Here is a 25758-nt window from a genome sequence, read left to right as displayed (position 1 = left end):
TCCTCGGCGGAGCGCTGCGCTGATGCCGGCCTACCGCTACCTGGCGCTGGACGGCGACGGACGTCGCCGGCGCGATGTCATCCAGGCCGAGAGCGAGCGCCATGCCCGCCAACTGCTGCGCGAGCGCGGTCTCTTTCCCCGCGAGGTGCAGGCGACCGGTCCGGCGCGTGGCACGCGCAGTCGCGCCGGGCGGCTGGACGCCAACAGCCGGACCGATTTCACCCGCCAACTGGCGACCCTGGTGGGCGCCGCCATTCCCCTGGCCGAGGCGCTGCAGATGCTGGAGCGCCAGAGTCGCCAGCCGGCGCTCAAGGCGCTGCTCCTGGATCTGCTGGGCCAGGTGCGCGAGGGCTATACCCTGGCCGACAGCCTCGGTCGCCATCCCGGTACCTTCGATCCGCTGTACCTGACCCTGGTAGCCGCCGGTGAGCGGGCCGGACGCCTGGGCCCGGTACTGGAACGCCTGGCCGACTATCTCGAGCGGGTGCAGCGCCAGCGGCACAAGGCGCGTACCGCGCTCATCTATCCCCTGGCGCTGGCGTTGGTATCCGTCGCCGTGGTGGCGGGGCTGATGACCTTCGTGGTGCCCAAGCTCACCGAGCAATTCATCCACAGCGGCCTGCAATTGCCCTGGATCACCCGCGCCCTGGTGGCGGTCAGCGATGGCCTGCTGGTCTTCGGGCCCTGGTTGCTGGGTCTGGTTCTGCTGGCCGGCTTCGGTCTGCGGCGCCTGCTGCGCCAGGTCGAATGGCGGCGACGCTGGCACCGGCAACTGCTGCGCCTGCCACGCCTGGGCGAGTTGCTGCGCACCCTCGACAGCGCCCGCCTGACCCGCAGCCTGGCGATCCTGGTCGGCAGCGGCATCCCGGTGCTCGAAGGCCTGCAGGTCAGTCGCGCCACCCTGGGCAACCAGGTGCTGCGCGATGCCCTGGACGCCGCCATCGAACAGGTCACCGCCGGCAGCGGCCTGGGCCGGGCGCTGGATCGCACCGCGGTGTTTCCGCCGCTGCTGGTGAACATGGTCGCCAGCGGCGAGGCCAGTGGCACCCTCGATGCCATGCTGGAGCGGGTCGCCGATGCCCAGGAGCGGGATTTCAACCAGCAGGTGGACCTGGCCCTGGCGCTGTTCGAGCCGGTGCTGATCCTGGTCCTCGGCGGCGTGGTGCTGGCCATCGTCCTCGCCATCCTGCTGCCCATCATGCAGCTCAACCAGGCGCTCAACCTCTGATGCGCCCCAAGGAGACTTTCGCGATGCGCACCCACGCCGTACCCGGCCGCCAGGCCGGCTTCACCCTCATCGAGATCATGGTGGTGATCTTCATCATCGGCCTGCTGGTGGCCATCGTCGCGCCCAACGTGCTGGACAACCAGGACAAGGCCATGCAGCAGAAGGCCCGCGCCGACCTCGCCAGCCTGGAGCAGGCGCTGGACATGTATCGCCTGGACAACCTGCGCTATCCCACCGCCGAGCAGGGCCTGGCCGCCCTGGTGAGCAAGCCGACCCAGGCCCCCGAACCGCGCAACTATCGCGCCGACGGCTATATCCGCCGCCTGCCGGAAGACCCCTGGGGCGCCGCCTATCGCTACCGTATCCCCGGCGAGCACGGTCGGGTGGATCTCTACACCCTCGGCGCCGACGGTCGCGAAGGCGGCGAGGGCAGCGATGCCGACATCGGCAACTGGACCCTCTGAGTCACCATGCCAGGGCGACAGGATGGCTTCACCCTGCTGGAGCTGATGGTCGTGCTCTTGATCGTCGGCCTGCTCACGGCGGTGGGCGTGGCGCGCCTGGGCGGCGGCAGTCCGGCCGGGCAATGGCGGCTGGAAAGCCTGGCGAGCGACTTCCAGCTGGCACGGGACACCGCTCGCCGCAGCGGCCGCATCCTCGGCTGGCAGGCCGACGCCACCGGCTTTCGCTATCTGCAGCTGGTGGCCGATGCCCAGGGCCCGCGCTGGCAACCCCTGGCCAGTGCCGATCTGCCCGACGGGCGCTGGCCCAGCGACTTGCGATTGGCCGAGCCGGTGGGCGCGCAGCCGCGGCTGATCTGGTGGCCGAACGGCGATACCCGCCCACAGCGCCTGGCCTTCGCCGAGGAAGAGCGGCAGTGGCTGCTGACGGTGGATGCGCGCGGTCGCGCCGCGGTGGAACGGCCATGAGGCAGAGCGGCTTCACCTTGCTCGAGGTGCTGGTGGCCCTGGCCATCGTCGCCTTCATGGCGGTGGGCGTCAGCCAGGTGATCGGCCAGCGGCTGGACATCGCCGGCGTCGCCCAGTCCCGCGAGCTGGCCCAGCTCTGCGCCCGCGAGCTCACCGCCCGCTGGCAGGTGGAAGGCCCTACCGCCGACCAGGGCGAACTGAGCCAGGGCGGCGAGCGCTGCTACTGGCGTCTGGACGACGAGGGCGGCCCCCTGGGCACGCAGCGCCTGTCGCTCTATGCCGATGCCGCCCACAGCCGTGCCCTGGGCGACTGGCCGGTCTACACCGGGGCGCGCCCATGAAGCACCAGCAGGGCATGACCCTGATCGAGGTGCTGCTGGCCATCGCCCTCACGGCGCTGCTCGCCGTGCTGCTCGGCAACCTGGTCAATCTCTGGCTCGATGCCCGCGGTCGCCTGGCCGCGCGGGAGTCGACCAACGCCCGGGTGCTGGACTTCTGCGGCCTGCTGGACCGGCGCCTGGGTGGTCTGGTCCTGCGCCCGCTGCAAGAACACCGCCGGCCGTTGCACAACGCCCCGCTGGACTGGCGCCCCGCCGAAAACCGGCTGGACTGGGTCGCCCTGGATGCCTTGCCGCTCGGCGCGGAGCAGGGCGCCGGTCGGTTGCGCCGTCAACGCCTGGAATGGGACGCCGCCCAGGAGCGCCTGCGGCTCTGGCGCAGCGCCGAGCTGGACGCGGTGGACACTCCTGCCTGGCAAACTGTCCTCGACCAGCCCGGCGTCGAACGCCTGCAACTGGAATTCCATGGCGGCGGGCGCTGGCTCGCCTATCCGCCCCAGACCGAGCCCGCCAATGGGATACGGCTGACCTTCACCCTCCAGGGTGCCGGCTATGTCTGCACCTTCGCTCTGCCTCAGACAGGTTGATGCCATGCACGCCTCCTTGACCCTCGGTCGCCATCTGCCCCTCTGGCGCCGCGCGCTCAGCCCGCCCCGTAGCGGCGAACGCCTGCTGCTGCGCACGCGTCGCCCCGGTCCGCCCGGTCCGGACAATCCACTGGTGGCGGCGCGCCTCCAGGATGACCAGCTCCAAGCCGCGACAGCGCTGCCAGCGAGCGCCCAGCCGGTGACCCTGCTGCTGCACGGCGAAGACTGCAGCCTGTTCGACGTCGCCGCGCCCAAGGGGCTGCGTCCCCACGAATGGGGGCTGCTGCTGGAAGACCACCTGCTGGCGGACGCCAGCGGCCAGCACCTGGTCTGCCTGGGTCGTGCCCCTGGCCGGCTGCGCCTGCTGGCGCTGGATCGGACGCTGCTGGACGCCTGGCGCGAACACTGCGCCGCCTGCGGCTGGACGGTGGCGGCCTGCTGGGTCGACTTCCAGCTGTTGCCTGAGCCGACCACCGAGGGCGGGATCGGCTTGCGCCTGGGTGACAGCCTGAGATTCAAGACCCGCGTCGACGACCGGGAGCTCTGGCTGACCTGGCCGCGCGCCCTCGAAGCCAGTCTGCCGCCTGACCTGACCGCGCTCCTCACGCCGGCCTCGAACGAGACCCGGGATGACCTCTGGCCCCGGCCCGCCAAGGGCGTCACGCCCCAGGATCTTTGGCCACGCCAGGGCCGGCGGCGGACCCTGCCCACCCTCGGTCTGCCTCGGTCGCTGGTACTGGGTATGGCCGCTGCCGCCGTGCTGGCCGCGGTGCATCTGGGGCTGCAACAGCTCCAGCCTTGGCGCCAGGCCCAGGCGGACCGGCACTATGTCGCCCAGCGCCTGGGGCTGGCCAGTGAGCGGCTCGAGGCTGGCCGCGCAGCGCGGGAACTCCAACTGGCCGGGCGCACCCAGCGCCAGTTGGAAGAGCGCTGGCGCCTCTGGCAGCGCCTGGGCGGTCCCCTCGGGGCCGCCTTGGCCGCCCAGCCGGGTCTGCGGCTGGTGGAGTGGTCGCTGGACGAACAGGGCATTCGGGTGGCGCTGGACGGACCGGCCAGCCTGGACCAGGCCCTGCGCAACCGGCTGGTCCCGGAATTCGACGCCTTGCAAGGGCAGCGGCAGGCCAACCGCCTGACCCTGCGCCTGGCCACTGCCATGGAGAAAGGACCATGACCTCCATCCTGCAACGCTGGCAAGGCCTGTCCGCCGAGCGCCGCCGCTTGGCCCTGGGCGGCCTGGTCATTCTGGTGCTGGCCACCATCCTGCTGCTGCGACCGACGCCCGGCAGCCGTCCAGTCACGGCGGACTGGTCCCAGCTCGCCGACCAGGCCCGCGCCCTGCCCGTCGCCCAGCCCCTGCAAGAAGCGGACTGGCGCGGGGCCGTGAGCGGGGTGACCTTCAGCGCCCTGACCCTGGCCGAGCCGGCCTGGCAGCTGCGTGGCGAAGCCACGGACGTGGGCGCCGTCGAGCGGCTGCAGGCCTGGGCGCGCACGCGGGGCTGGCTACCGCGGACGCTCAAGATCAGCAGCCAGTCGAACGGCGTGACCTTCGAACTGGAAGTGCTCGCGGTGCTGACGGGGCGGGCGCCATGATCCGCTGGTTCAGGCGTATGGCGTTGACCTTGTTCGCCCTGCTGATCTTCACCCTGGGTTGCCTGCTCTATTGGCCCGCGGCGGACTGGCTGCCGCGGCTCCTGCCGCCCCAGGTCACCCCGGTCGGCCTGCAGGGTTCGCTGCTCGGCGGCGACCTGCAGCGCCTCGACTGGCCGGGCGGCGGGGCCGGCCCCTGGCAGTGGCAACTGCGCTGGCCAGGCCGACTGCAGATTGCGGTGGGTGAGCCTGCGGCTGCGCCCTGGGGGCTGACCCTGAGCGGCTGGCCCTGGCAGTGGCGAGCCGAGCTCACCGGTGGCGACCTGCGCTGGTTGCAGACACCCGGTAGCACGCTACTCGCCGGTCGGTTGCTCGGCGCGGTGCGCCTGGAAGGCAGCTGGCGGCGTTGCCAGGCGGCCAGCGGCAGCTGGCAGGGGGATGGCCTGCAGATTCTGGTACCTCGCCGCCTTGCCCTGGGCGAAGCCCGGCTGCAGGTGGATTGCCAGACCGCACCCTGGTTGCAGGGCGTCTTCGAGCGCACTGGTCAGCATCGTCTGGAACTGCGCCTGAGCCTGGCCAACTGGCGCGGACAGGTTCAGGGTAGCGCCCAACCGGGCAGCGAACTCGCCCCTGTGCTGCAGGGTATCGGCTGGCTCAAGGCCGGCCAGACCCAGGTGTCGGGGCGTTTCTGATCAGCCAGGCGTGCTCAGGCGACCCGCAGGCCCTGATGCGAGCCCAGCTTGGCCAGATAGACCAGCCCCTCTTCCCATTGCCGGTGTCCGGAGCGGGTATTGATATGGCCGGCGCCCGGCAGCACGTCCAGCTCACTGCCCCAGTCCCGCGCCAGGGCTTCGGCCCGCGGCAGGCTGATGGCGTGGTCGTTGTCCGAGGTCACCACCCGCGACGGGAAGGGCAGCGGCTGGCGAGGCAAGGGTGCGAAACCTACCAGTTCCGCCGGGCAGCCTTGGCGTTCCACGTCGGCCGGCGCGACCAACAGCGCCGCCAGCACCCGCTGCCGCCGCGCCACCGTGGCGCTGGCCGCCCAGCGCGCGACGGTCACGCAACCCAGGCTGTGGGCGATCAGCACCACGGGGGAGGGCGAACTGGCGATGGCCCGGTCGAGGCTGTTCACCCAGCGTTGCGGATCGGGGCGTTGCCAGTCGTCCTGCTCGACGCGGCGGGCATCCGGTAGGCGCCGTTGCCAGTGGGTCTGCCAGTGCTCGGGGCCGGAACCTTGCCAGCCGGGGAGGATGAGATAGCGGGTCATGACGGAGCTCCGCGGACGAAAGGGGAGAGCCGATAGTGCCGATGGACGACCCGCAGGAGAAAGAATAAAAGGCGCTTTGGTTATGCCGAAGGAATCAACGAGGGGGTAATGATCGCGGCCATGGGCCGCTCCTACAGGGCGTAATGCTTTTGTAGGAGCAACTGTCTTCTCAAGCGGGCTCAGATCGCCAAGGAGTACCGTCCCTGAGCATGGCATTGAGCCGAATCAGCAAGACGCGTAGGCAGGCGATCAGGGCTACCTTGGCGGGTTTTCCACGCGATGTTCGGCTGGCTGAAGGAGAGTCGCAGGATCGGCACTCGCTACGACAAGCTGGCAAAAAGTTTCGCGGCGATGGTCACGCTCGCTTGCACGCTGCGCTGTCTGCGCCAGTATTTTTCGTACAGAGCCTAAGGTGCCTCCACGCTCACCAAAAGGTTGTGGTCATCTATCTTGGCGATCAAGGTTTTCCCTTTAAATGTCGCGGCGAAGCAATCATCTTTTTTCTGATCGTCAGGACGGATATGATTGCAGAGTCTTTTGTTTTTGGTGATGCTTTCGCTCTGACTTGTTACCGTGGTCCATCGCTTTCTTTGGAGCGCATAATTCACTCCCTGGGACTCGAGCATTACGCCTTCAAGAAGTTCATCGCTGTTTTTTGAGCGCCGGACCGCCAGGGTCTCTATTCCCATCGGTGATCTTTGCAGCAGAGGGGTTGCTGAATCGAGGTTTATCTGCGAAGTTTCTTCAGTGCTATAGATTCTAATGATGTCAATTTCGTATATTGCGATACGGGGGCTTTTTTGCTTTATACTATGGAGGGCATACAAGGAAAATATTGATATAAAGAGTAGCAGTACCGTCTTTTCGAGAGTTTTCTCTAGTTTGCTATTTTTGGGTTTTAAAATCAGCTCGATCACTGGTCCAATGAGTATTACGCCTGCATAATATATTAATATTTCGGTGCGAAGTATTAGTGCGATATCTGCTTGAAAGTACGTCCATCGGCCAATGAGTACAGTCCCTAGAGCAAGGCTTGCTAATGCAAAATAGGTTACAGGCTTTCTATTGAGCGAAACGTCCATCCGGTCTCCAAAAAAAGGCTGCATATGCAGCCCTTTTGAGGTCTAGCTATTTAGCTTCTGCATTCTGCCGGCGCGAATTTGCCAAGCAGGGTAGCACCGCCCGGAGCGCCAGTCTTGCCTGCCGCAAAGCAGGTCCAGATGATCGGATCGGCTGGCGGAGTGCCCGCTACGAGCGCCGCACCGTTTGCTTGGGGTACGAAGACGATCTGGTTAGCCCCAGCAGCAGCGACGCGTGTAGTGTAGGCGACGGTAATAACGCCACTTGCTGTGGTTATCGCCACGTTGGTGACATTGTTCGAGCCTATGGGATTGGTGCAGGTACCTGCAGCGGTGCAGGTAGTAGCGTTACCAGTGCGATAGCCAGCCCCCAGGCCGCCGTTCGCTGCAGGGGTTGCGTTCGCGGCGTTGTCCGCGACTACTATCTTCGCTTCGGAAGCGAAGGTCATTCCTTCCGCCACCCGACTACGGATTGTGTAGTCCTGATAAGCAGGAATTGCTACGGCAGCCAAAATACCGATGATCGCCACCACGATCATCAGCTCGATCAAGGTAAAGCCTTTCTGAGCTTTCATTCCAAATCTCCGAGGTTGGGTCAGGCCAACATGCCTGTTTGAGGTATAGCATAGGGCGTGCCAAAGAAAAGTGGCGACTACAGCACGTTTTTTGTGAGGCAAAGGTCAGTAAAGGGGCAGGTCGTGACAAAAAATGTCAGCTGCTTGACGCCATTTTGCGGGCACCTTTGGCAGTGCTATAACGCTGACTCTAGCCAAGGGTGGGGATGACTATGAACGAGACGGTGATGCTTTCGGGACTGGCGCGGCAGCTGGTAGACGCGCAACTCCTGGCTGAACCGGCAGCCCAGCAAGCGCTGGTCAAGGCCAAGCAAGCCAAGGTACCCCTGGTGACCTATCTCGTTCAGCAGCGGCTGGTGCAGAGTCGTCCTCTGGCGGAGTTGGCAGCCCAGGAGTTCGGCGTGCCTTTCCTCGATCTCGCCGCCATCGACAAAGATCAGTTGCCCAAGGACATCGTCAACGAGAAGCTGATGCAGCAGCATCATTTTCTGCCGTTAAGCAAAAGGGGCAACAAGCTCTTCATTGCGCTCTCCGATCCGACCAACCAACAGGCTATCAACGATGTGTCCTTTGGCAGCAAGCTCGCTGTCGAGGTGGTACTGGTCGAGGACGACAAGCTGCACCAGGCCATCGAAAAGTATCTCGATGGGGGGACCGGCGGGCTGGATCTTGGCGATATAGATCTGGAAGTTGACTTGGAGGGTGGTGAGCGCCCTCAGGAAGCGGTAGCCGGAACCGATGCCGACGATGCGCCGGTGGTCAAGTTCGTCAATAAGATGTTGCTGGATGCTATCAAGAAGGGCTCGTCCGACCTTCATTTCGAGCCCTATGAAAAGATGTACCGGGTGCGTTTCCGTACCGATGGCGTCCTGCACGAGGTCGCGCGGCCACCGGTGCAATTGGTCTCGCGGATCTCGGCGCGGCTCAAGGTGATGTCCAACATGGATATCTCCGAGCGCCGCAAGCCTCAGGACGGACGGGTCAAGCTCAAGGTGTCCAAGACCAAGTCCATCGATTTTCGGGTCAACACCTTGCCTACCCTTTGGGGCGAGAAGATCGTGATGCGGATTCTCGACTCTTCCAGCGCCCAGATGGGGATCGATGCGCTGGGCTACGAGGATGCACAAAAGCAGCTCTATCTGCAGGCACTCAAGCAGCCTCAGGGAATGATCCTGGTGACCGGCCCTACGGGTTCGGGTAAGACGGTATCGCTCTACACCGGCCTGAATATTCTCAACACCGACGATATCAACATTTCCACGGCGGAAGATCCGGTGGAAATCAACTTGGAAGGCATCAACCAGGTCAACGTCAATCCGCGGCAGGGATTGGACTTTTCCCAGGCGCTACGCGCCTTCCTGCGTCAGGATCCCGATGTGATCATGGTGGGCGAGATCCGTGACCTGGAGACCGCTGAGATCGCCATCAAGGCGGCTCAGACCGGTCACATGGTGATGTCGACCCTGCACACCAATAGCGCGGCGGAAACCCTGACGCGCCTGCGCAACATGGGCGTGCCAGCCTTCAACCTGGCGACCTCGGTCAACCTGATCATCGCCCAGCGTCTGGCCCGCAAGCTCTGCAACAAGTGCAAGCGTGTTCACGAGGTGCCCCATGAGGCGCTGCTGGCCGAAGGATTCAGGGAGGATGAGGTGGGTAGTTTCACCCTCTACCAGCCCATTGGCTGCGAAGAGTGCAACGCCGGCTACCGTGGGCGAGTGGGGATCTATGAGGTGGTGAAGATCACCCCGGCGCTGCAGCAGATGATCATGGAGGAGGGCAACTCCATCGAAATCTCGGTGCGGATGAGAGCGGAGGGCTTCAATGACCTGCGGCGGTCTGGCCTGGTGAAGGCGATGCAGGGGATTACCAGTCTGGAAGAGATCAACCGGGTGACCAAGGACTGACAGACTCCCTCACCCTAGCTTTCTCCCGGAGGGAGAGGGGACTTATCGGAGCGTTGGTTAATGTTCGCCACGGGCCTCAGACACCTCAGAGTGCGAAGATCGCCCGTGTTTGGCGCGATGCTTGCCTCCGAAGCTGCAGCACGCTCTGCGAAGAGCATTCTTTTGACGGGTCCGCCAACGCGGGCCGAGCTTTTGACGAGTCGAGGCCATGGCCGATAGAGCTATCAAGTTGGGCAATTTCACCTGGGAGGGGACCGATCGCAAAGGGACCAAGGTGAAGGGCGAGATGACGGGCTTGAATCCCGCGCTGATCAAGGCGCAGCTGCGCAAGCAGGGGATCAATCCGACTCGCGTTCGCAAGAAGTCCGTATCTCTGTTCGGCAAGGGCAAGAAGATCAAGCCCCTGGATATCGCACTCTTCACCCGGCAATTGGCGACCATGATGGGTGCAGGTGTGCCCCTGCTGCAGGCCTTCGACATCATCGGCGAGGGCTTCGACAATCCCAACATGCGCAAGCTGGTGGATGACATCAAGCAGGATGTCGCCGCGGGTAACAGCCTGGCCAATTCCCTGCGCAAGCAGCCGCAGTATTTCGATGACCTCTATTGCAACCTGGTGGATGCCGGCGAGCAATCCGGTGCGCTGGAGACATTGCTGGATCGGGTTGCCACCTATAAGGAAAAGACCGAGGCGTTGAAGAAGAAGATCAAGAAGGCCATGACCTATCCGGCAGCGGTGATCGTCGTCGCGGTGATTGTGTCGGCCATTCTGTTGATCAAGGTAGTGCCGCAGTTCCAATCGGTATTCGAAGGCTTCGGCGCCCAGCTACCAGCATTCACCCTGTTCGTCATCGGCATCTCCGAGATTCTACAGGAGTGGTGGTTGTTGGTGCTTGGCGGGCTGTTCGTACTTGCTTTCGTGCTGCGGCATTTCTATAAGAAATCGGAAAAGTTCCGCGACGCTACCGACCGTGGTTTGCTGAAGATTCCGTTGATCGGCTCGATCCTCTACAAGTCCGCCATCGCTCGTTACGCCCGTACCCTAGCGACCACCTTCGCGGCCGGTGTACCCCTTGTGGATGCCCTCGACTCCGTTGCCGGCGCCACAGGCAACGTGGTGTTCCGCAATGCCGTGGAGAAGATCAAGGGAGATGTGTCCACCGGTATGCAGCTCAATTTTTCCATGCGTACCACGGGTGTGTTCTCCTCCATGGCCATCCAGATGACGGCCATCGGTGAGGAATCGGGTTCGTTGGACGAGATGCTGTCCAAGGTCGCGACCTTCTATGAGGACGAGGTCGACAACATGGTCGACAACCTCACCACCCTGATGGAGCCGATGATCATGGCGGTGCTGGGGGTGTTGGTGGGTGGCTTGATCATCGCCATGTACCTGCCGATCTTCCAGCTCGGCAACGTTGTCTGATGGTGCTACTGGAGTTCCTGGCCAGCGTGCCACTGGCCGCGGCCTTGTGTGCGCTGCTCCTGGGGTTGCTGGTGGGCAGCTTTCTCAATGTGGTGGTCTATCGCTTGCCGGTGATGCTGAGGCGCGATTGGCAGGCAGAGGCGCGCGAGGTGCTGGAGCTGCAGGTCGAGCCGACCGGAGCCTCCTTCAATCTGGCGCGTCCCGCTTCGCGTTGCCCCCATTGCCAGCGCACCGTACGGCCCTGGGAGAATGTGCCGGTGCTGAGCTATCTGCTCTTGCGCGGTCGTTGCAAGGGCTGTCAGGCGACCATCAGCCTGCGCTATCCACTGGTCGAGCTTGTTTGCGGACTGTTGTCTGCCTGGGTGATCTGGCATCTGGGTGTGACCTGGCAGGGTGGGGCTTTTCTGCTGCTGACCTGGGGGTTGCTGGCGGCCAGCCTGATCGATGCCGATCATCAGCTCCTGCCGGATGTCATCGTCCTGCCTCTGCTGTGGCTTGGGCTGATCGCCAATCAGTTCGGGCTGTTTACCAACCTCAGTGATGCCGTCTGGGGCGCAGTGGCGGGGTATCTGAGTCTGTGGTTGGTGTTTCAGCTGTTCCGCCTGGTGACCGGCAAGGAGGGCATGGGCTACGGCGACTTCAAGCTGCTGGCGCTGCTCGGGGCCTGGGGCGGTTGGCAGATCCTGCCCTTGACCATCCTGCTGTCGTCGCTGGTGGGTGCCATCCTGGGCATCATTACCCTGCGTCTGCGCCGGGCGGAAACCAGTACGCCGTTGCCGTTCGGCCCTTATCTCGCCGTGGCGGGGTGGATTGCCTTGCTCTGGGGTGATCAAATAACCGGCTTGTACCTGAATTTCGCCGGATTCCGATGACTTCTACCTGGACCCTCGGTCTGACCGGGGGCATCGGCAGTGGCAAGAGCGCCGCTGCCGAGCACTTCGCCCGCCTGGGCATTACCTGTGTCGACGCTGACCAGGCCGCCCGCTGGGTGGTCGAGCCAGGACGACCCGCGCTGGCCGAGATCGCCAGGCATTTTTCGCCAGCCGTCTTGCAGCCAGACGGTAGCCTGAACCGGTCGGCGCTACGGGCGGCGATCTTTGCCGATCCGGCCAAGCGGCGCTGGCTCGAAGCTCTGCTGCATCCCATCATTCGTCAGGAAATCCTGGCGGTCTTGGCCCAGGCAACGTCACCCTATGCCATCCTGGTATCGCCGTTGCTGTTCGAATCGGGACAGCGTGCCCTGGTGCAACGCGGCCTGGTGATCGATGTACCGGAAGAGCTCCAGCTCGAACGGGCCATGCGTCGCGATGGCGTGGACGAGGCTCAGGTACGGGCCATCCTGGCGGCGCAGCTGCCGCGGGCCGAGCGGTTGGCCAAGGCCGATGACGTCATCTGCAATGACGGCGATCTCGCCAGGCTCCATGCCGAGGTGGAGCGCCTGCATTCCTTTTATCTGACCCTTGACGGAGGCCAAGCATGAGCACTCTTACCGTGGATTGCCCCACCTGTGGCGCACCCGTGGAATGGAGCGAGAAGAGCCCCAATCGGCCCTTCTGCTCCGACCGTTGCAAATTGATCGACCTGGGCGCCTGGGCGGCGGAAGAACATGCCATCCCCGGCAATGAACTCGAAGACGATCTCTATTCGGAAGACCTCAATCGGCGCGGCCACTAGGCCGCGTGCTACAGCCGTTGCGCCCAGGCCTTGGCGGTCGCCAGGGCGGCCTGACGTAGCTTGGCCGCCAGTTCGGGCTTTTCGTATTCCAGCGGGCTAGAAGCCGTCACCGTATGGATGCGGTCCCCCTTGATGAAGAAAACCTGGGTGCCCAGCAGCGGCTTGCTGCAGGCGCTGGCGCCTTCGCCAAGACCGTCGACGGCCTTGCATTCCAGCTGTTCGCTGAGCGATTGCACCTGCCGCCGCAGCTTGGGCAGCGCCCGCCCGCCATTCTCGTAGCCCGCCGACAGGCCTAGCAGGTAGTTGGCCGGCTGGCCGGTGTCGCGATCGGTGAAGGCGCAGCCGCCGGCGATCTGGCGGGCATAGGCCAGGGGTAGGCCGGAGGTTTGCTGGAGCAGGGGCAGCGGCAGTTGGGCCTGCAGGCTGGCGCAGTCGACAGGGGCTGTGTCAGCGGCGTGGGCGAGGGCGACGCCTAGGAGCAGGGGAAGGGCGGCGATGAAGCGCATGAAAACGTCCTGTCGATGGCCGGCGGCCGATAGGCGGTGAGTCTACCGGCTGGAAGCCCGTTGCAGGCGGGTGGAAGAGGCGGCTGTGCACTGCGTCATGCGCAGGCGAGCACATCGCGGGCTGGTGTCCAGGGCGGGTGATCCTTACCCTTGCCGCAGATAGCGAACAGCGAGGCGTAGGATGTCCGAGGCGCTTACTCCCGGATTCATGGTGGTACACGGCAATCGGCTCGAAGAGCTGCGCAGCCTGGCGGTTGGCTGGATGCGTCGTTATCCCCTGGCGCCACTGGAGAACGAACAGGTGCTGGTGCAGAGCAACGGCATCGCCCAGTGGCTCAAGCTGGCGCTGGCCGAGGATCCGCGCGGCGACGACGAGGGCGGCTGCGGAGTGGCCGCAGCCCTCGAGGTGCAGTTGCCGGCGACCTTTCTCTGGCGGACCTATCGCCAGGTGCTGGGCCGCGACAGTGTGCCGCCATCCTCGCCGCTGGATAGAGCGCCCCTGACCTGGCGACTGATGCGCCTGCTGCCGACCCTGCTCATGCAACCGGACTTCGCCGCGCTGCGGCGCTTTCTCGATGATGACGGCGATTTACGCAAGAGATACCAGCTGGCCGAGCGTCTCGCCGATCTGTACGACGGCTACCAGGTCTATCGTGCCGACTGGCTCAACGACTGGGCGGCGGGCCGGGATTTGCTGGCCAGCCTGCGCGACAGTCGGCGTCCTTTGCCGGAGAACTGCCGCTGGCAGGCGCAGCTGTGGCGCGCCCTGCTGGCCGATGTGGGCGACGGCGGGCTGGCCCAGAGTCGCGCCGGCGTGCATCGGCGCTTTCTACAGGTGATGCAGGCAGCGACCGAGCCGCCGGCCGGTCTGCCGCGGCGGGTGGTGATCTTCGGTTTGTCGGCGATTCCGGCACAGACCCTCGAAGCCCTGGCGGCCCTGGCCCAGTTCAGCCAGGTGCTGCTCTGCGTGCACAATCCCTGTCGCCATCACTGGTCCGACATCGTCGCCGACCAGGACCTGCTGCGGCAGAACTATCGTCGCCAGCAGCGCAAGCCAGGCATGCCCCAGACCCTGGATGCCGAGGCGCTGCACCAGCATGGCCAGCCCCTGCTGGCGAGCTGGGGCAAGCAGGGCCGCGACTACATTCACCTGCTGGATGAATTCGACGAACCCGACGGCTATCGCCGCCTGTTCGAAGATATCAACGGCGGGCGCATCGACCTCTTCGCCGATACCGAGCCGCAGCATCTACTGGGCCAGTTGCAGGATGACATCCTCGAATTGCGGCCGCTGGCCGAGACTCGTGCGCGTTGGCCGGCGGTCGATCCGGCGCGGGATAGATCCATGCGTTTCCATGTGGCTCACAGTCCGCAACGGGAGGTGGAGATCCTCCATGACCAACTGCTGGCGCGCTTCAACAGCGATGCCAGTCTGCGACCGCGCGACGTCATCGTCATGGTGCCGGACATTGATGCCTATGCGCCGCACATCCGCGCGGTGTTCGGCCAGCTCGAACGCCAGGATCCGCGCTTCATCCCCTTCAGCCTGGCCGACCAGCACCAGCGCGGCTTCCAGCCATTGCTGATCGCCCTGGAGCATCTGCTGCAACTGCCCGACAGCCGCTTCGCCCTGAGCGAGATCCTCGACCTGCTGGACGTCCCGGCGTTGCGTGCGCGCTTCGGGCTGCGCGAGGGCGATCTGCCGACCCTGCATCTCTGGCTGGAGGGCGCCGGCGTGCGCTGGGGACTGGATGCCGAGCAGCGCAGTCGCCTCGACCTGCCCGAAGGCTTGACGCAGAACACCTGGCGCTTCGGCCTGAGACGCATGCTGCTGGGCTACGCCGTGGGCAGCGGCGCGGCCCTGGGCGATATCGAGCCCTTCGACGAGGTGGGCGGCCTGGACGCGGCCCTGGTCGGGCCGCTGGTGGATCTGCTCGATGCCCTGGACGCGGCCCAGGCGGCGCTGGCCCAGCCGGCGCGACCGGCGGAGTGGGGCGCACGCCTGCAGGCGCTGCTGGCACTGTTCTTCAGCGCCCAGGACGAGCACGACGAATACCTGCTGGAGCAGTTGGAAAGTCTGCGCGAGCGCTGGCTGGAGTTGTGCGAGGACGTGGCGCTGGAGGAGGAATTGCCGCTTACCGTGGTCCGCGAAGCCTGGTTGGCCGGGCTGGATTCCGGCGGCCTGGCCCAGCGCTTTCTCGCCGGGGCGGTCAACTTCTGCACCCTGATGCCCATGCGCGCCATTCCCTTCCGCGTGGTCTGCCTGCTGGGCATGCACGACGGGGCCTATCCGCGTATCCAGCCGCCGCTGGATTTCGACCTCATGGCCCAGGACTATCGCCCCGGTGACCGCTCGCGGCGCGAGGACGACCGCTATCTGCTGCTGGAGGCGCTACTCTCGGCGCGCGACCAGTTCTATGTCAGCTGGGTAGGGCGCAGCATCCGCGATAACAGCGAGCGCCCGCCCTCGGTGCTGATCGCCCAGTTGCGTGACCATCTCCAGGCCGGTTGGCGCCGGGCGGGTCATGAGGAGGAACCCGAGCGTCTGCTGGCGGCGCTGACCCAGGAGCACCCCCTGCAACCCTTCAGCGCCCGCTACTTCCGCGGCGAGCGCGGCTATTTCAGCTTCGCCGCCGAGTGGCTGGGTGTGCACGATCGCACCACGCGCAACGAGGATGCCCTGTTGCCGCCGTTGGTGCTCGAAGAGCCGCTGGGTCTCGATGACCTGGCGCGTTTTCTGCGCGGACCGGTGGATCTGTTCTTCGCCAATCGCCTCAAGGTGCATTTCGAAGCGCCCGATGCGCCGGCGGAAGACGAAGAGCCCTTCGGCCTGGACGCCCTGACCCGCTATCAGTTGGGCGAAGACCTGCTGGAGGCGGCACTGGCCGACCCTGCCGAAGCCGACCGGGCGCTCATCGCGGCGGCCGAGCGCTTGCGTGGCAGCGGTCGCCTGCCGCTGGCGGGCTTTGGCGAGCGGGCCGGGCAGGCGCTCCGCGAGCCGCTGCCCGCCGTGGTCGCCCAGGTCGAGGCCCTGACGCTGCGCTGGCCCGAGCCCCTCGAAGAGGCCGTGACCCTGGATCTCGAACATCGCGAGCTGCAACTGGTGGCCAATCTCGAACGGTTGCGCCGTGGTCCTGAGGGGCTACTGGCCCTGACCGCCCAGGCCAACGGCCTGGGCAATGCCCGTACTCGCAAGTGGCATCGGCTGCTGCGGCCCTGGGTGCAGCATCTGGTCGCCGCGGCTGGTGGTCTGCAGTTGACCACCGCGGTGGTGGCGACCGATCTGACCCTGCTGCTGGCGCCCTTGGACGCCCACCAGGCCCGCCGTCAGCTGAACGAACTGCTCGATGCCTGGGGGCTGGGCCAGCGGCGCCCACTGCCGGTGGCGCCGCGCACCGCCTTCGCCTGGTTGGCCAACGAGCCGGAGAAGGCCTTGGCCGCGGCCGAGCAGGCCTATCAGGGGGAGGCGGCGGCCCATCCGGCGTTGCGTCGGCAGTACCCGGACTTTACTGCGCTGCTGGCCGACGAGGAATTCGATGGCTGGTGCCAGACCCTCTATGCCCCGGTGTATGCCGCCGGTTGGCAGGTCGTCGGCGGGGAGGGGCAGGCATGAATCAGCGTCCGCTCGCCCTGCGCTTTCCGCTGCAGGGCAACCAGCTCATCGAGGCCAGTGCCGGGACCGGCAAGACCTTCACCATTTCCGCGCTCTATGTCCGCCTGGTACTGGGTCACGGGACGCCCGAGACGGCGTTCGGCCGCGAGCTGTTGCCGCCGCAGATCCTGGTGGTGACCTTTACCGAGGCGGCCACCCAGGAGTTGCGCGACCGCATTCGCCATCGCCTGGCCGAGGCGGCGCGCTTCTTCCGGGGCGAAATCGAGGCGCCCGATCCGCTGCTCGACGTCTTGCGCGAGGACTTTCCGGTCGAGCGCTGGGCCGACTGCGCCCGGCGCCTGGACATCGCCGCCCAGTGGATGGACGAGGCGGCGGTCTCCACCATCCACAGCTGGTGCCAGCGCATGCTGCGCGAGCACGCCTTCGACAGCGGCAGCCTCTTCGTGCAGAGCCTGGAGCAGGACCAGAGCGAATTGCTCGCCCAGGTGGTGCGCGATTACTGGCGACGCTTCTGCTATCCCCTGGAAGGCGAGGCGCTGGACTGGGTGATCGAACACTGGGGCGAGCCTCGTGCCCTGGCGGCGCGTCTGCGACCTCTGCTGAGCGAAGCCCTGGGCGCTCCCCAGGGCGAGCCCGCGACGTTGCTGGCTACGACCCTGGCTGAACGCCAGGAGCGGTTGGCACGCCTCAAGGCCCCCTGGGCCCAGTGGGCGGAAGAGCTGCGCGACCTCTGCCAGGCCGGCTGCGACGCCAAGGTGGTCGATGGACGCAGGTTGCAGAAGAGATTCTTCGGGCCCTGGTGCGACAAGCTGGGCGCCTGGGCGGAAGATCCCGCCAGTGAAGTCCTCGATATCGGCACCGGTTTCACCCGGTTGACCGAGGAGGGCTTCGCCGAGGCCTGGACCAAGGCCAGTCCGCCGGATCATCCGGCGCTGGCGGCCATGGCGCGATTGCCCGGGCAACTGGCCGAGCTGCCCAGCCCCGAGGTGCCCCTGCTGGAACACGCCGCGGCCTGGGTGCAGCAGAAGTTCGAGCGCGAGAAGCTGCGCCGCGCCGAGCTGGGTTTCGACGACATCCTCACCCGCCTGGACAAAGCCTTGCAGGCCGATGGCGCCGGGGCGCGTCTGGCGGCGTTGATCCGCGAGCAATTCCCGGTAGCGCTGATCGACGAGTTCCAGGACACCGACCCGGTGCAGTACCGCATCTTCAGCACCGTCTATGGCGCGGGAGAGGGCACCGGATTGTTCCTGATCGGTGATCCCAAGCAGGCCATCTACGCCTTCCGCGGTGCCGATATCCACACCTACCTGCAGGCCCGCCGCGCCAATGCCGGCCATCTGCATTCTCTGGACACCAATTTCCGCTCCACCGCCGCCATGGTGGCCGCGGTCAACCAGGTGTTCCAGCATGGCGAGGTCACGGCGCCGCGGGCGGCCTTCCTGTTCCGCCAGGGTGAGGACAACCCGGTGCCCTTCGAGCCGGTCCGCGCCCAAGGGCGGCGCGAGGTGCTGGAGATCGACGGCGTACCCGGCGCGGCCCTGACCTTCTGGCACCTGGCCGGCGACGAGCCCCTGGCCGGCACCGCCTATCGCGCCAGTCTGGCCGAGAGCACCGCCAGCGAGATCGTCCGGCTGCTGACCCTGGCAGCGGAGGGACGCGCAGGCTTTAGCCAAGAAGACGGCGAGCTCAAGCCCCTGCGGCCCGCCGATATCGCCATCCTGGTGCGCGCCGGCAGCGAGGCCCAGGCGGTACGCCAGGCGCTGGTGCGGCGCGGGGTGCGTAGCGTCTACCTGTCGGACAAGGACTCGGTGTTCGCCGCCCAGGAGGCCCGCTGCCTGCTGGATTGGCTCAAGGCCTGCGCCGAGCCCGACGTGGATCGCCGCCTGCGCGCGGCCCTGGGCAGCCTGACCCTCGACCTGCCGCTGGCCGAGCTGGATGCCCTCAACCATGACGAGCAGGCCTGGGAGGCTCGGGTGCTGCAATTCCGCGGCTATCGCCAGCTCTGGCGTGGCCAGGGCGTGCTGCCGATGCTGCGCCGCCTGCTGCAGGATTTTCGCCTGCCGCAGCGGCTGATGGCCCGCGCCGACGGCGAGCGGGTGCTGACCAATCTGCTGCACCTCGCCGAATTGCTGCAGCGCGCCGCTGGCGAGCTGGACGGCGAACAGGCACTGATCCGTCACCTGGCCGAGCAACTGGCCGCCCAGGGCGCTGCCGACGAACAGATCCTGCGCCTGGAAAGCGACGCCGAGCTGGTCAAGGTGGTGACGGTGCACAAGTCCAAGGGCCTGGAATATCCGCTGGTGTTCCTGCCCTTCGCCTGCGCCTATCGCGCCGAGGAGGGCGCCACCCTGCCGCTGCGCTATCACGACGACCAGGGCAGGGTGCAGCGGAGCTTCCGCCCTTCGGCCGAGGAACTGGCCCGCGCCGACGACGAGCGCCTGGCCGAAGACCTGCGCCTGCTCTATGTCGCCCTGACCCGCGCCCGGCATGCCTGCTGGGTTGGCGTGGCCGATCTGAAGCGCGGGCGCAGCAAGGACTCCGGCTTCGCGCGCAGCGCCCTGGGTTACCTGGCGACCGGTGGCGAGCCCTTGGCGAGTTCGGCCACCCTGACCACCGCGCTGAGCACCCTGATTGGCACTCAGCCCGACAGCCTCATCCTGCCGCTGCCGGAGGCCAGTCCTGAGCGGCTGCCGGAAGCGCGTGAGGCCCCTGTGACGCTCAAGGCTCTGACCGCCCGCCGTGCGGCTCGCGAGGACTGGTGGATCGCCTCCTACAGTGCCCTACGCATCGGTACGCGCCTGGGCGAGGCGCGGGAGGAGGGCCAACTGAATCTGGAGCTGGATCTGGATACCCCCACGGCCCAGAAGCTGTTCGACGACGACCGCCTTGCCCCGGACGAGGCCCGCCAGCCGGCTGCCGGCGAAGACCTGCATCGCTTTCCCCGCGGCCCCGGTCCGGGCACCTTCCTGCACAGCCTGCTGGAGTGGGTCGGCGAGGAGGGCTTCATCGCTATCCAGGCGGCGCCCGAGCGACTGGACGACCTGATCGCCCGGCGCTGCCAGCGGCGGGGCTGGAATCACTGGATTCCGGTTCTGCAGCGCTGGCTGCGCCAAGTGCTGGCCCAGCCGCTGCCCTTGCCCGGCGGCGCGCAACGGCTGGGCGAGCTGGCCCGCTACCAGGTGGAGATGGAATTCTGGTTCGCCACTCACGGCGTCGACCTGGAGCGCCTCGATGACCTGGTTCGCCGCGGCACCCAGGGCGGTCAGGCGCGACCGCTGCTGGAACCGGGGCAGCTCAATGGCCTGTTCAAGGGCTTCATCGACCTGGTCTTCGAGCACGAGGGGCGCTATTTCGTGGTGGACTACAAGTCCAACTGGCTGGGCCCCGAGGCGACTGCCTATACCCGTGCGGCCATGGAAACGGCCGTCCTGGCCAAGCGCTACGACCTGCAGTACGTGCTCTACAGCCTGGCCGTGCACCGGCTGCTCAAGGCGCGGCTGCCCGACTACCGCTATGAGCGCCACTTCGGTGGCGCCGTCTACCTTTTCCTGCGTGGCTGCGATCCCGCTGGCCATGGCGTCTTCGTCGAGCGTCCTGCTCAGGCCCTGATCGAGACCCTGGATCTGCTGTTCAGCGGTGCGGAGAATGCCCATGTCTGACTTCAGCCCTGCCACCGAACGGCTGCTGCGCCTGGCGTCTCTGGTTGAGGAGCGTCCACTTGCGCCTCTCAGCCAGCGTGAGGACCTCTTTCGCCTGCTGGAACTCTGGGTGCAGCGCGGCTGGCTGCGCCAGGTCGACCGGGCCTTCACCAGCTTTCTCGGTGAACTCGAACCCCAGGGCGAGTCGGCGGTGCTGTTGGCCGCGGCCCTGACCAGTCACCAGCTCGGCCATGGCCATGTCTGCCTGGATCTGGCCGCCACCCTGCGCAATCCGGACGCGGCGCTGTCGCTGCCCCCCGAGGGCGACGAGGCGCGCAGCTCGCTGCTGCCGTCGCAACTGCTCCAGGGCTATAGCCTGGACGCCTGGCGCCAGGCGCTACGGGCCAGCGCCCTGGTCGATGGCGACGGCAGCGCGCCGGAACGGCCCCTGGTGCTGGGCGGTGAGCGTCTCTACCTGCGCCGCTATTGGAACTACGAGCGCGAGGTGGCCGCCAGCCTGCGCCAGCGGCTGGCCACAAGGGAGCCCCTGCCGGTGGATCTCGCCGAGCGTCTCGACCGGTTGTTTCCACCGGATGCCGCGGCCGACGGCGAACCCGACTGGCAGAAACTGGCCTGCGCCCTGGCGGTACGCGGCGCTTTCAGTATCGTCACCGGCGGACCTGGCACCGGCAAGACCACCACCGTGGTGCGGCTGCTGGCGCTGCTCCAGGCGCCCGCGGTGGCGGCCGGACGGCCCTTGCGCATCCGTCTGGCCGCGCCCACCGGCAAGGCGGCCGCGCGCCTTACCGAATCCATCGGCGGCCAGGTCAGTCGCCTGCCGGTGGACGAAGAGCTGCGTCGGCACATTCCCACCGGGGTGACCACGGTCCACCGGCTGCTGGGCAGCCGGCCCAATACCCGCCACTTCCGCCATCACCGCGGACATCCCTTGCCGCTGGACGTACTGGTGGTGGACGAGGCCTCGATGATCGACCTGGAGATGATGGCCAGTCTGCTGGCGGCCTTGCCGCCGAGGGCGCGACTCATCCTGCTCGGCGACAAGGACCAGTTGGCCTCGGTCGAGGCGGGTGCGGTGCTGGGCGATCTCTGTCGCGATGCCGAGGCCGGGCGCTACAGCCCCGCCACCCGTGCCTGGCTGGAAGCCGTGAGTGGCCAGTCACTGGCGGCCACCACCCTGGCCGTTGGTGATGATCAAGCCGACGCCCTGGCGCAGCAGGTGGTGATGCTCAGGCGCTCGCGGCGCTTCGGCGCCGGCAGCGGCATCGGCCAGCTGGCCCGCCGGGTCAATGCCCAGGACGGCCAGGGCGCTCAGCAGGTGCTGGTCGACGGCGGCTACGCCGACCTGCATCGGGTGCTGCTCAAGGGGCCGGAGGATCGCGCCTTGGAACGCCTGGTGCTGGAGGGCCGCGGGCGTGCCCGTGGTTATCGCCACTATCTGGAGGTTTTGCGGCAGGCACGGCCCCAGGCCGACACCGCACTGGAGGATCCGGCCTGGACCCTCTGGGCCGGCCAGGTGCTGGCGGCCTTCGACGACTTCCAACTGCTCTGTGCCGTGCGCAAGGGTCCCTGGGGCGTGGAAGGCCTCAACCTGCGCATCGCCAGCGCCCTGCTGGCGGCCGGCCTGCTGTCGGGCGAGCATGGCTGGTACGAGGGACGCCCGGTGCTGGTGACGCGCAACGACTACAGCCTGGGCCTGATGAACGGCGACATCGGCATCACCCTCTGCCTGCCCGATGCTACCCAGCCCGGACGCAAGGTGCTGCGGGTCGCCTTTCCCCGGGGGGATGGCAGCGGCGGACTGAGATTCGTCCTGCCCAGCCGCCTGGCGGCGGTGGAGACGGTGTTCGCCATGACCGTGCACAAGTCCCAGGGCTCGGAGTTCGCCCATACCGCGCTGCTGCTGCCCGAGCAGCTAAGCCCGGTCCTGACCAAGGAGCTGGTCTACACCGGCATCACCCGGGCACGCGATGACTTCACTCTCATCGAGGCTCGGGGCGGCATCTTCGCCGAGGCCGTGGCCCGTCGGGTCCGCCGTGTCAGCGGGCTGGACCTGGATTTGCGAAACACTGTGTAAATGTACAGATAAATGCTGGACGCTCCCGCCTGGCCTGCCTAAGGTGAGGGGGAGCCGTCCGTGATGAGAGCGCCATGACTTCCCTGCCTTTCGTTTCCCTTGTGCTTCCGCTGTTGCTGCTGGCCGGCTGGGCCGGTTCGGCCGTCTGGCTGACCGGACGCCAGCGCTATCTGCAACAGCAACTCGACAGCGCCGCCGAGCGCTACGACATGCTGCGTGACGACCTGCAACGCGCCGAATTGGCCAACGGTCGTCAGGTGGTGGAGCTGGGCGCCGAGCGCGAACGCACCGCCGCCCTGCAGCGCCAGCTGGAAGCCAACCGGGAACTGGAAGCCGAACTGCGCCAGCAGGCCCGTCAGGCCCAGCTGCAGGCGGCTGAACAGCACGCCCTGGCCGAAGCCACCCGGGCCCAATTGCAGGGCATCCAGGAGCAACTCGCCGAACTCCGCGAGCGCCAGCACCGCGAGCAGCAACTGCACGCCGAGGTGCAGGAGCGCCATGCACGCCTGGCCGAAGAGCACGCCACCCTCAAGACCACCCTGGCGCAGAAGGAAGAGCACTTCCAGGCGCAACACCAGCTGCTGCGCGAGAGCCGCGAGCAACTCAAGCTGGAATTCGAACAACTGGCCGGGCGCATCTTCGACGCCAAGGGGCAGGCCTTCGCCCAGCACAGCCAGCAATCCCTGGATGCGCTGCTGCGGCCGTTCCGCGAGCAGATCGAAGGCTTTCGCGCCAAGGTCGAGGACATCCACCACAAGGACGTCCAGCAGCAGGCCGCCCTCGGCCAGCAGTTGCTCGACCTCAAGGAGCTCAATCGCCAGATTACCCAGGAGGCCCATGACCTGGCCACCGCCCTGCGCGGCCAGAAGAAGGCCCAGGGTAACTGGGGCGAACTCATCCTGGAGAACGTGCTGGAGCGCTCCGGCCTGCGCGAAGGACGCGACTTCGTCCGCGAACGCAGCTTCACCACCGAGACCGGCCGGCGGCGACCGGACGTGCTGGTCCATCTGCCGCAGAAAAAGCATCTGGTGGTGGACGCCAAGGTGTCGCTCAACGCCTATACCCGCTACGTCAACAGCGAGGACGAAGGCGAACGCCGCCTGGCCCTGGGCGAGCACGTGCGCGCCGTGGGCGAGCGTATCCGCGAACTGGCCGACCGCGAATATTTCAGCCTGCCGGGGCTGAATTCGCCGGAGATGGTCTTCCTGTTCATTCCCATCGAATCGGCCTTCGTCGAGGCGCTCAAGGCCGATGAGAGCCTGTTCCAGCGAGCCATCGAGCAGAATGTGCTGGTGGCCACCCCGACCACGCTGCTGACCAGCCTCAACATCGTCCGTCAGCTCTGGCGCTTCGAAGACCAGAATCGCCACACGGCGGAATTGGCCGAACGCGCGGCCAAGGTCTACGACAAGTTGCGCACCTTCCTCGGCAGCATGGACGGCATCGGCAAGAGCCTGGACAAGGCCGGCGAAGCCTATCGCAAGGCCTGCGGCCAACTGGTGGGCGGCCCGGGTAACCTGGTCAAGCAGGTGGCCGACTTCAAGGAACTGGGCGTCGCGGTACGCACCGAGCTGGACGGCCAGTGGACCGAGCGGGCGGAGCTGGAGCTCAACGTGGTGGAGTTGGAAACCGCGGCCGAGTTACCCGGCCACGGTTGATCCGACCCTGGAGGAGGGGGCCCGACCGGTGCAGGACGCATCCGTCGGGTCTTGTCGCTTAATGGTGCTCGCGGGTGGCGCGGAATTTGATCTCGGGCCAGCGCTCTTCCATCAGCGCCAGGTTGACCCGGGTCGGCGCCAGATAGGTGAGATGGCCGCCGCCATCCACCGCCAGGTTCTCGAAGGCCTTGTTCTTGAAGTCCTCGAGCTTCTTCTTGTCATCGCACTCGATCCAGCGCGCCGACCAGACGTTGATCGCCTCATAGGCGCACTCCACCTTGTATTCTTCCTTCAGGCGGCTGGCGACCACGTCGAACTGCAGCACGCCCACCGCGCCGAGCACGATGTCGTTGTTGCGCTCGGGGAAGAACACCTGGGTGGCGCCTTCCTCGGCCAGTTCCTGCAGACCCTGGCGCAGCTGCTTGGATTTCAGCGGGTCCTTGAGGCGCACGCGGCGGAACAGCTCCGGGGCGAAGTGCGGGATGCCGGTGAAGCCCAGCGCCTCGCCTTCGGTGAAGGTGTCGCCGATCTGGATGGTGCCGTGGTTGTGCAGGCCGATGATGTCGCCGGCGAAGGCCTCTTCCAGGTGCTCACGTTCGCTGGAGAAGAAGGTCAGGGCGTCGGCGATCTTCAGGTCCTTCTTGATCCGCACGTGGCGCAGCTTCATGCCCTTCTCGTACCTGCCCGAGCAGATGCGCATGAAGGCGATGCGGTCGCGGTGCTTGGGGTCCATGTTCGCCTGGATCTTGAACACGAAGCCGGAGAACTTCTCCTCCACCGGCTCCACTACCCGCTCGTGGGCGGCGCGCGACAGCGGGCGCGGCGCCCAGTCGACCACGGCATCGAGCACCTGGTCGACGCCGAAGTTGCCCAGGGCGGTACCGAAGAACACCGGGGTCATCTCGCCGCGCAGGAAGGCCTCGCCATCGAATTCGTGGCAGGCGCCCTGTACCAGTTCCAGCTCCTCGACGAACCGGTCGTAGAGATCGCCGAGGTGGGCGCGGGCCTCGTCGGAGTCCAGCTTGTCGATGGTCTTGGTGGCGATGCGCTCGTGGCCGTGGCCGGGGGTGTAGACGTAGATGCGGTCGTCCGAGAGGTGATAGACCCCCTTGAAGTCGCGATAGCTGCCGATCGGCCAGGTGATGGGCGCGGCCTTGATCTTGAGTACCGCCTCGATCTCGTCGAGCAGTTCGATGGGGTCGCGGATGTCGCGGTCGAGCTTGTTGATGAAGCTCACGATGGGGGTGTCGCGCAGCCGGCAGACGTCCATCAGGGCGATGGTCCGGGGTTCGACGCCCTTGCCGCCGTCGAGCACCATCAGCGCCGAGTCCACCGCGGTCAGGGTGCGGTAGGTGTCTTCGGAGAAGTCCTCGTGGCCAGGGGTGTCGAGCAGGTTGATCATGTGCTCGCGATAGGGGAACTGCATCACCGAGGTGGTGATGGAGATGCCGCGCTGCTTTTCCATCTCCATCCAGTCGGAGGTCGCATGGCGGTCGGATTTGCGCGACTTCACCGTACCCGCCACGGCGATGGCCTGGCCCATCAGCAGCAGCTTCTCGGTGATGGTGGTCTTGCCCGCGTCGGGGTGGGAGATGATGGCGAAGGTACGGCGCTTGGCGACTTCGGCGGCCTGGGTGGTCATGGATGAACC

At 66.4% G+C, this 25758-nt stretch carries 22 protein-coding genes and 2 pseudogenes; 18 read left to right on the top strand and 6 right to left on the bottom strand.

What is annotated here, in order from left to right:
- Positions 1-22 precede the first annotated feature (22 nt).
- Genes gspF through AR540_RS15800 form a run of 8 tightly spaced genes read left to right on the top strand, consistent with a single transcriptional unit; the run spans position 23 to position 5361 of the window.
- A complete protein-coding gene (gene gspF / locus AR540_RS15835) occupies positions 23-1228 on the top strand; it encodes a type II secretion system inner membrane protein GspF (RefSeq protein ID WP_059230172.1) in 1206 nt (401 codons plus the stop codon).
- Between the two features lie 23 nt (positions 1229-1251).
- On the top strand, positions 1252-1692 hold the full coding sequence (gene gspG, locus AR540_RS15830) for a type II secretion system major pseudopilin GspG (protein WP_059230171.1): 441 nt from the start codon (positions 1252-1254) through the stop codon (positions 1690-1692).
- A gap of 6 nt (positions 1693-1698) precedes the next feature.
- On the top strand, positions 1699-2157 hold the full coding sequence (locus tag AR540_RS15825; RefSeq protein ID WP_059230170.1) for a GspH/FimT family pseudopilin: 459 nt from the start codon (positions 1699-1701) through the stop codon (positions 2155-2157).
- Complete coding sequence (locus AR540_RS15820) at positions 2154-2498, top strand: type II secretion system protein (protein WP_059230169.1); 345 nt, start codon at positions 2154-2156, stop codon at positions 2496-2498. Before AR540_RS15825 ends, AR540_RS15820 begins: the two co-directional genes overlap by 4 nt.
- Positions 2495-3082: a prepilin-type N-terminal cleavage/methylation domain-containing protein gene (locus AR540_RS15815; protein ID WP_059230168.1), complete on the top strand. Its 588-nt coding sequence runs from the start codon at positions 2495-2497 to the stop codon at positions 3080-3082. The genes AR540_RS15820 and AR540_RS15815 overlap by 4 nt, the downstream gene beginning before the upstream one ends.
- Positions 3083-3086: 4 nt before the next feature.
- Positions 3087-4253 (top strand): type II secretion system protein GspL, encoded by a 1167-nt coding sequence (locus AR540_RS15810; protein ID WP_059230167.1) that lies wholly within the window; start codon positions 3087-3089, stop codon positions 4251-4253.
- On the top strand, positions 4250-4672 hold the full coding sequence (locus AR540_RS15805; protein WP_059230166.1) for a hypothetical protein: 423 nt from the start codon (positions 4250-4252) through the stop codon (positions 4670-4672). Before AR540_RS15810 ends, AR540_RS15805 begins: the two co-directional genes overlap by 4 nt.
- A 17-nt stretch (positions 4673-4689) precedes the next feature.
- On the top strand, positions 4690-5361 hold the full coding sequence (locus tag AR540_RS15800) for a hypothetical protein (protein WP_236712079.1): 672 nt from the start codon (positions 4690-4692) through the stop codon (positions 5359-5361).
- A gap of 14 nt (positions 5362-5375) precedes the next feature.
- Here the strand turns inward: AR540_RS15800 and AR540_RS15795 are convergent, their stop codons facing one another.
- Complete coding sequence (locus AR540_RS15795) at positions 5376-5936, bottom strand: RBBP9/YdeN family alpha/beta hydrolase (protein ID WP_059230164.1); 561 nt, start codon at positions 5934-5936, stop codon at positions 5376-5378.
- 169 nt (positions 5937-6105) lie between these two features.
- Positions 6106-6210, bottom strand: a pseudogene (locus tag AR540_RS26110) (IS110 family transposase); the annotation flags it as partial.
- On the opposite strand from AR540_RS26110, the pseudogene AR540_RS25470 reads away from it, so the two are divergent.
- Positions 6204-6347, top strand: a pseudogene (locus AR540_RS25470) (IS5/IS1182 family transposase); the annotation flags it as partial. The pseudogenes AR540_RS26110 and AR540_RS25470 sit on opposite strands and share 7 nt — an antisense overlap.
- Here AR540_RS25470 and AR540_RS25465 read toward each other — a convergent pair.
- Positions 6344-7018, bottom strand: coding sequence for a hypothetical protein (locus tag AR540_RS25465; RefSeq protein WP_153014259.1), 675 nt, complete (start codon positions 7016-7018; stop codon positions 6344-6346). The pseudogene AR540_RS25470 and the gene AR540_RS25465 overlap by 4 nt on opposite strands.
- 50 nt (positions 7019-7068) lie before the next feature.
- Entirely contained in the window at positions 7069-7590 is a 522-nt protein-coding gene (locus tag AR540_RS15780; protein ID WP_059230162.1) for a pilin, read from the bottom strand.
- A 212-nt stretch (positions 7591-7802) separates the two neighbouring features.
- Between AR540_RS15780 and pilB the strand changes: the two genes are divergently transcribed.
- From pilB to yacG, 5 genes are all read left to right on the top strand, one after another.
- A complete protein-coding gene (pilB, locus tag AR540_RS15775; RefSeq protein ID WP_059230161.1) occupies positions 7803-9497 on the top strand; it encodes a type IV-A pilus assembly ATPase PilB in 1695 nt (564 codons plus the stop codon).
- A gap of 208 nt (positions 9498-9705) precedes the next feature.
- The gene (locus AR540_RS15770; protein ID WP_059230160.1) at positions 9706-10923 is read left to right on the top strand and encodes a type II secretion system F family protein; all 1218 of its coding nucleotides are present in this window, start codon (positions 9706-9708) and stop codon (positions 10921-10923) included.
- A complete protein-coding gene (locus AR540_RS15765) occupies positions 10923-11795 on the top strand; it encodes a prepilin peptidase (RefSeq protein ID WP_059230159.1) in 873 nt (290 codons plus the stop codon). Before AR540_RS15770 ends, AR540_RS15765 begins: the two co-directional genes overlap by 1 nt.
- Positions 11792-12403 (top strand): dephospho-CoA kinase, encoded by a 612-nt coding sequence (gene coaE / locus AR540_RS15760; RefSeq protein WP_059230158.1) that lies wholly within the window; start codon positions 11792-11794, stop codon positions 12401-12403. Before AR540_RS15765 ends, coaE begins: the two co-directional genes overlap by 4 nt.
- Positions 12400-12597 carry a DNA gyrase inhibitor YacG gene (yacG, locus tag AR540_RS15755; protein WP_058767413.1) on the top strand — a complete coding sequence of 66 codons (198 nt, stop codon included), beginning with the start codon at positions 12400-12402 and terminating at the stop codon, positions 12595-12597. Before coaE ends, yacG begins: the two co-directional genes overlap by 4 nt.
- Positions 12598-12605: 8 nt before the next feature.
- Here yacG and AR540_RS15750 read toward each other — a convergent pair whose 3' ends face one another.
- Positions 12606-13103 (bottom strand): hypothetical protein, encoded by a 498-nt coding sequence (locus tag AR540_RS15750; RefSeq protein WP_059230157.1) that lies wholly within the window; start codon positions 13101-13103, stop codon positions 12606-12608.
- Between the two features lie 181 nt (positions 13104-13284).
- Here AR540_RS15750 and recC point away from each other — a divergent pair, with 181 nt between their 5' ends.
- The 4 genes from recC to rmuC all read left to right on the top strand — a co-directional run bounded on the left by recC (position 13285) and on the right by rmuC (position 24107).
- Positions 13285-16716: an exodeoxyribonuclease V subunit gamma gene (gene recC, locus AR540_RS15745; protein ID WP_059230156.1), complete on the top strand. Its 3432-nt coding sequence runs from the start codon at positions 13285-13287 to the stop codon at positions 16714-16716.
- Positions 16713-20375: an exodeoxyribonuclease V subunit beta gene (gene recB, locus AR540_RS15740; RefSeq protein WP_059230155.1), complete on the top strand. Its 3663-nt coding sequence runs from the start codon at positions 16713-16715 to the stop codon at positions 20373-20375. The genes recC and recB overlap by 4 nt, the downstream gene beginning before the upstream one ends.
- Positions 20368-22449, top strand: coding sequence for an exodeoxyribonuclease V subunit alpha (gene recD / locus AR540_RS15735; protein ID WP_059230154.1), 2082 nt, complete (start codon positions 20368-20370; stop codon positions 22447-22449). Before recB ends, recD begins: the two co-directional genes overlap by 8 nt.
- A 74-nt stretch (positions 22450-22523) precedes the next feature.
- Positions 22524-24107, top strand: coding sequence for a DNA recombination protein RmuC (gene rmuC, locus AR540_RS15730; RefSeq protein WP_059230153.1), 1584 nt, complete (start codon positions 22524-22526; stop codon positions 24105-24107).
- A gap of 58 nt (positions 24108-24165) precedes the next feature.
- Here rmuC and AR540_RS15725 read toward each other — a convergent pair whose 3' ends face one another.
- Positions 24166-25749, bottom strand: a complete 1584-nt coding sequence (locus tag AR540_RS15725; protein WP_059230152.1) for a peptide chain release factor 3 — start codon at positions 25747-25749, stop codon at positions 24166-24168.
- Positions 25750-25758 lie beyond the last annotated feature (9 nt).

It is taken from the genome of Pseudomonas sp. EpS/L25 (genome assembly GCF_001512295.1).
Classification (GTDB): domain Bacteria; phylum Pseudomonadota; class Gammaproteobacteria; order Pseudomonadales; family Pseudomonadaceae; genus Chryseomonas.
This window is presented reverse-complemented; position numbering and strand designations above follow the sequence as displayed.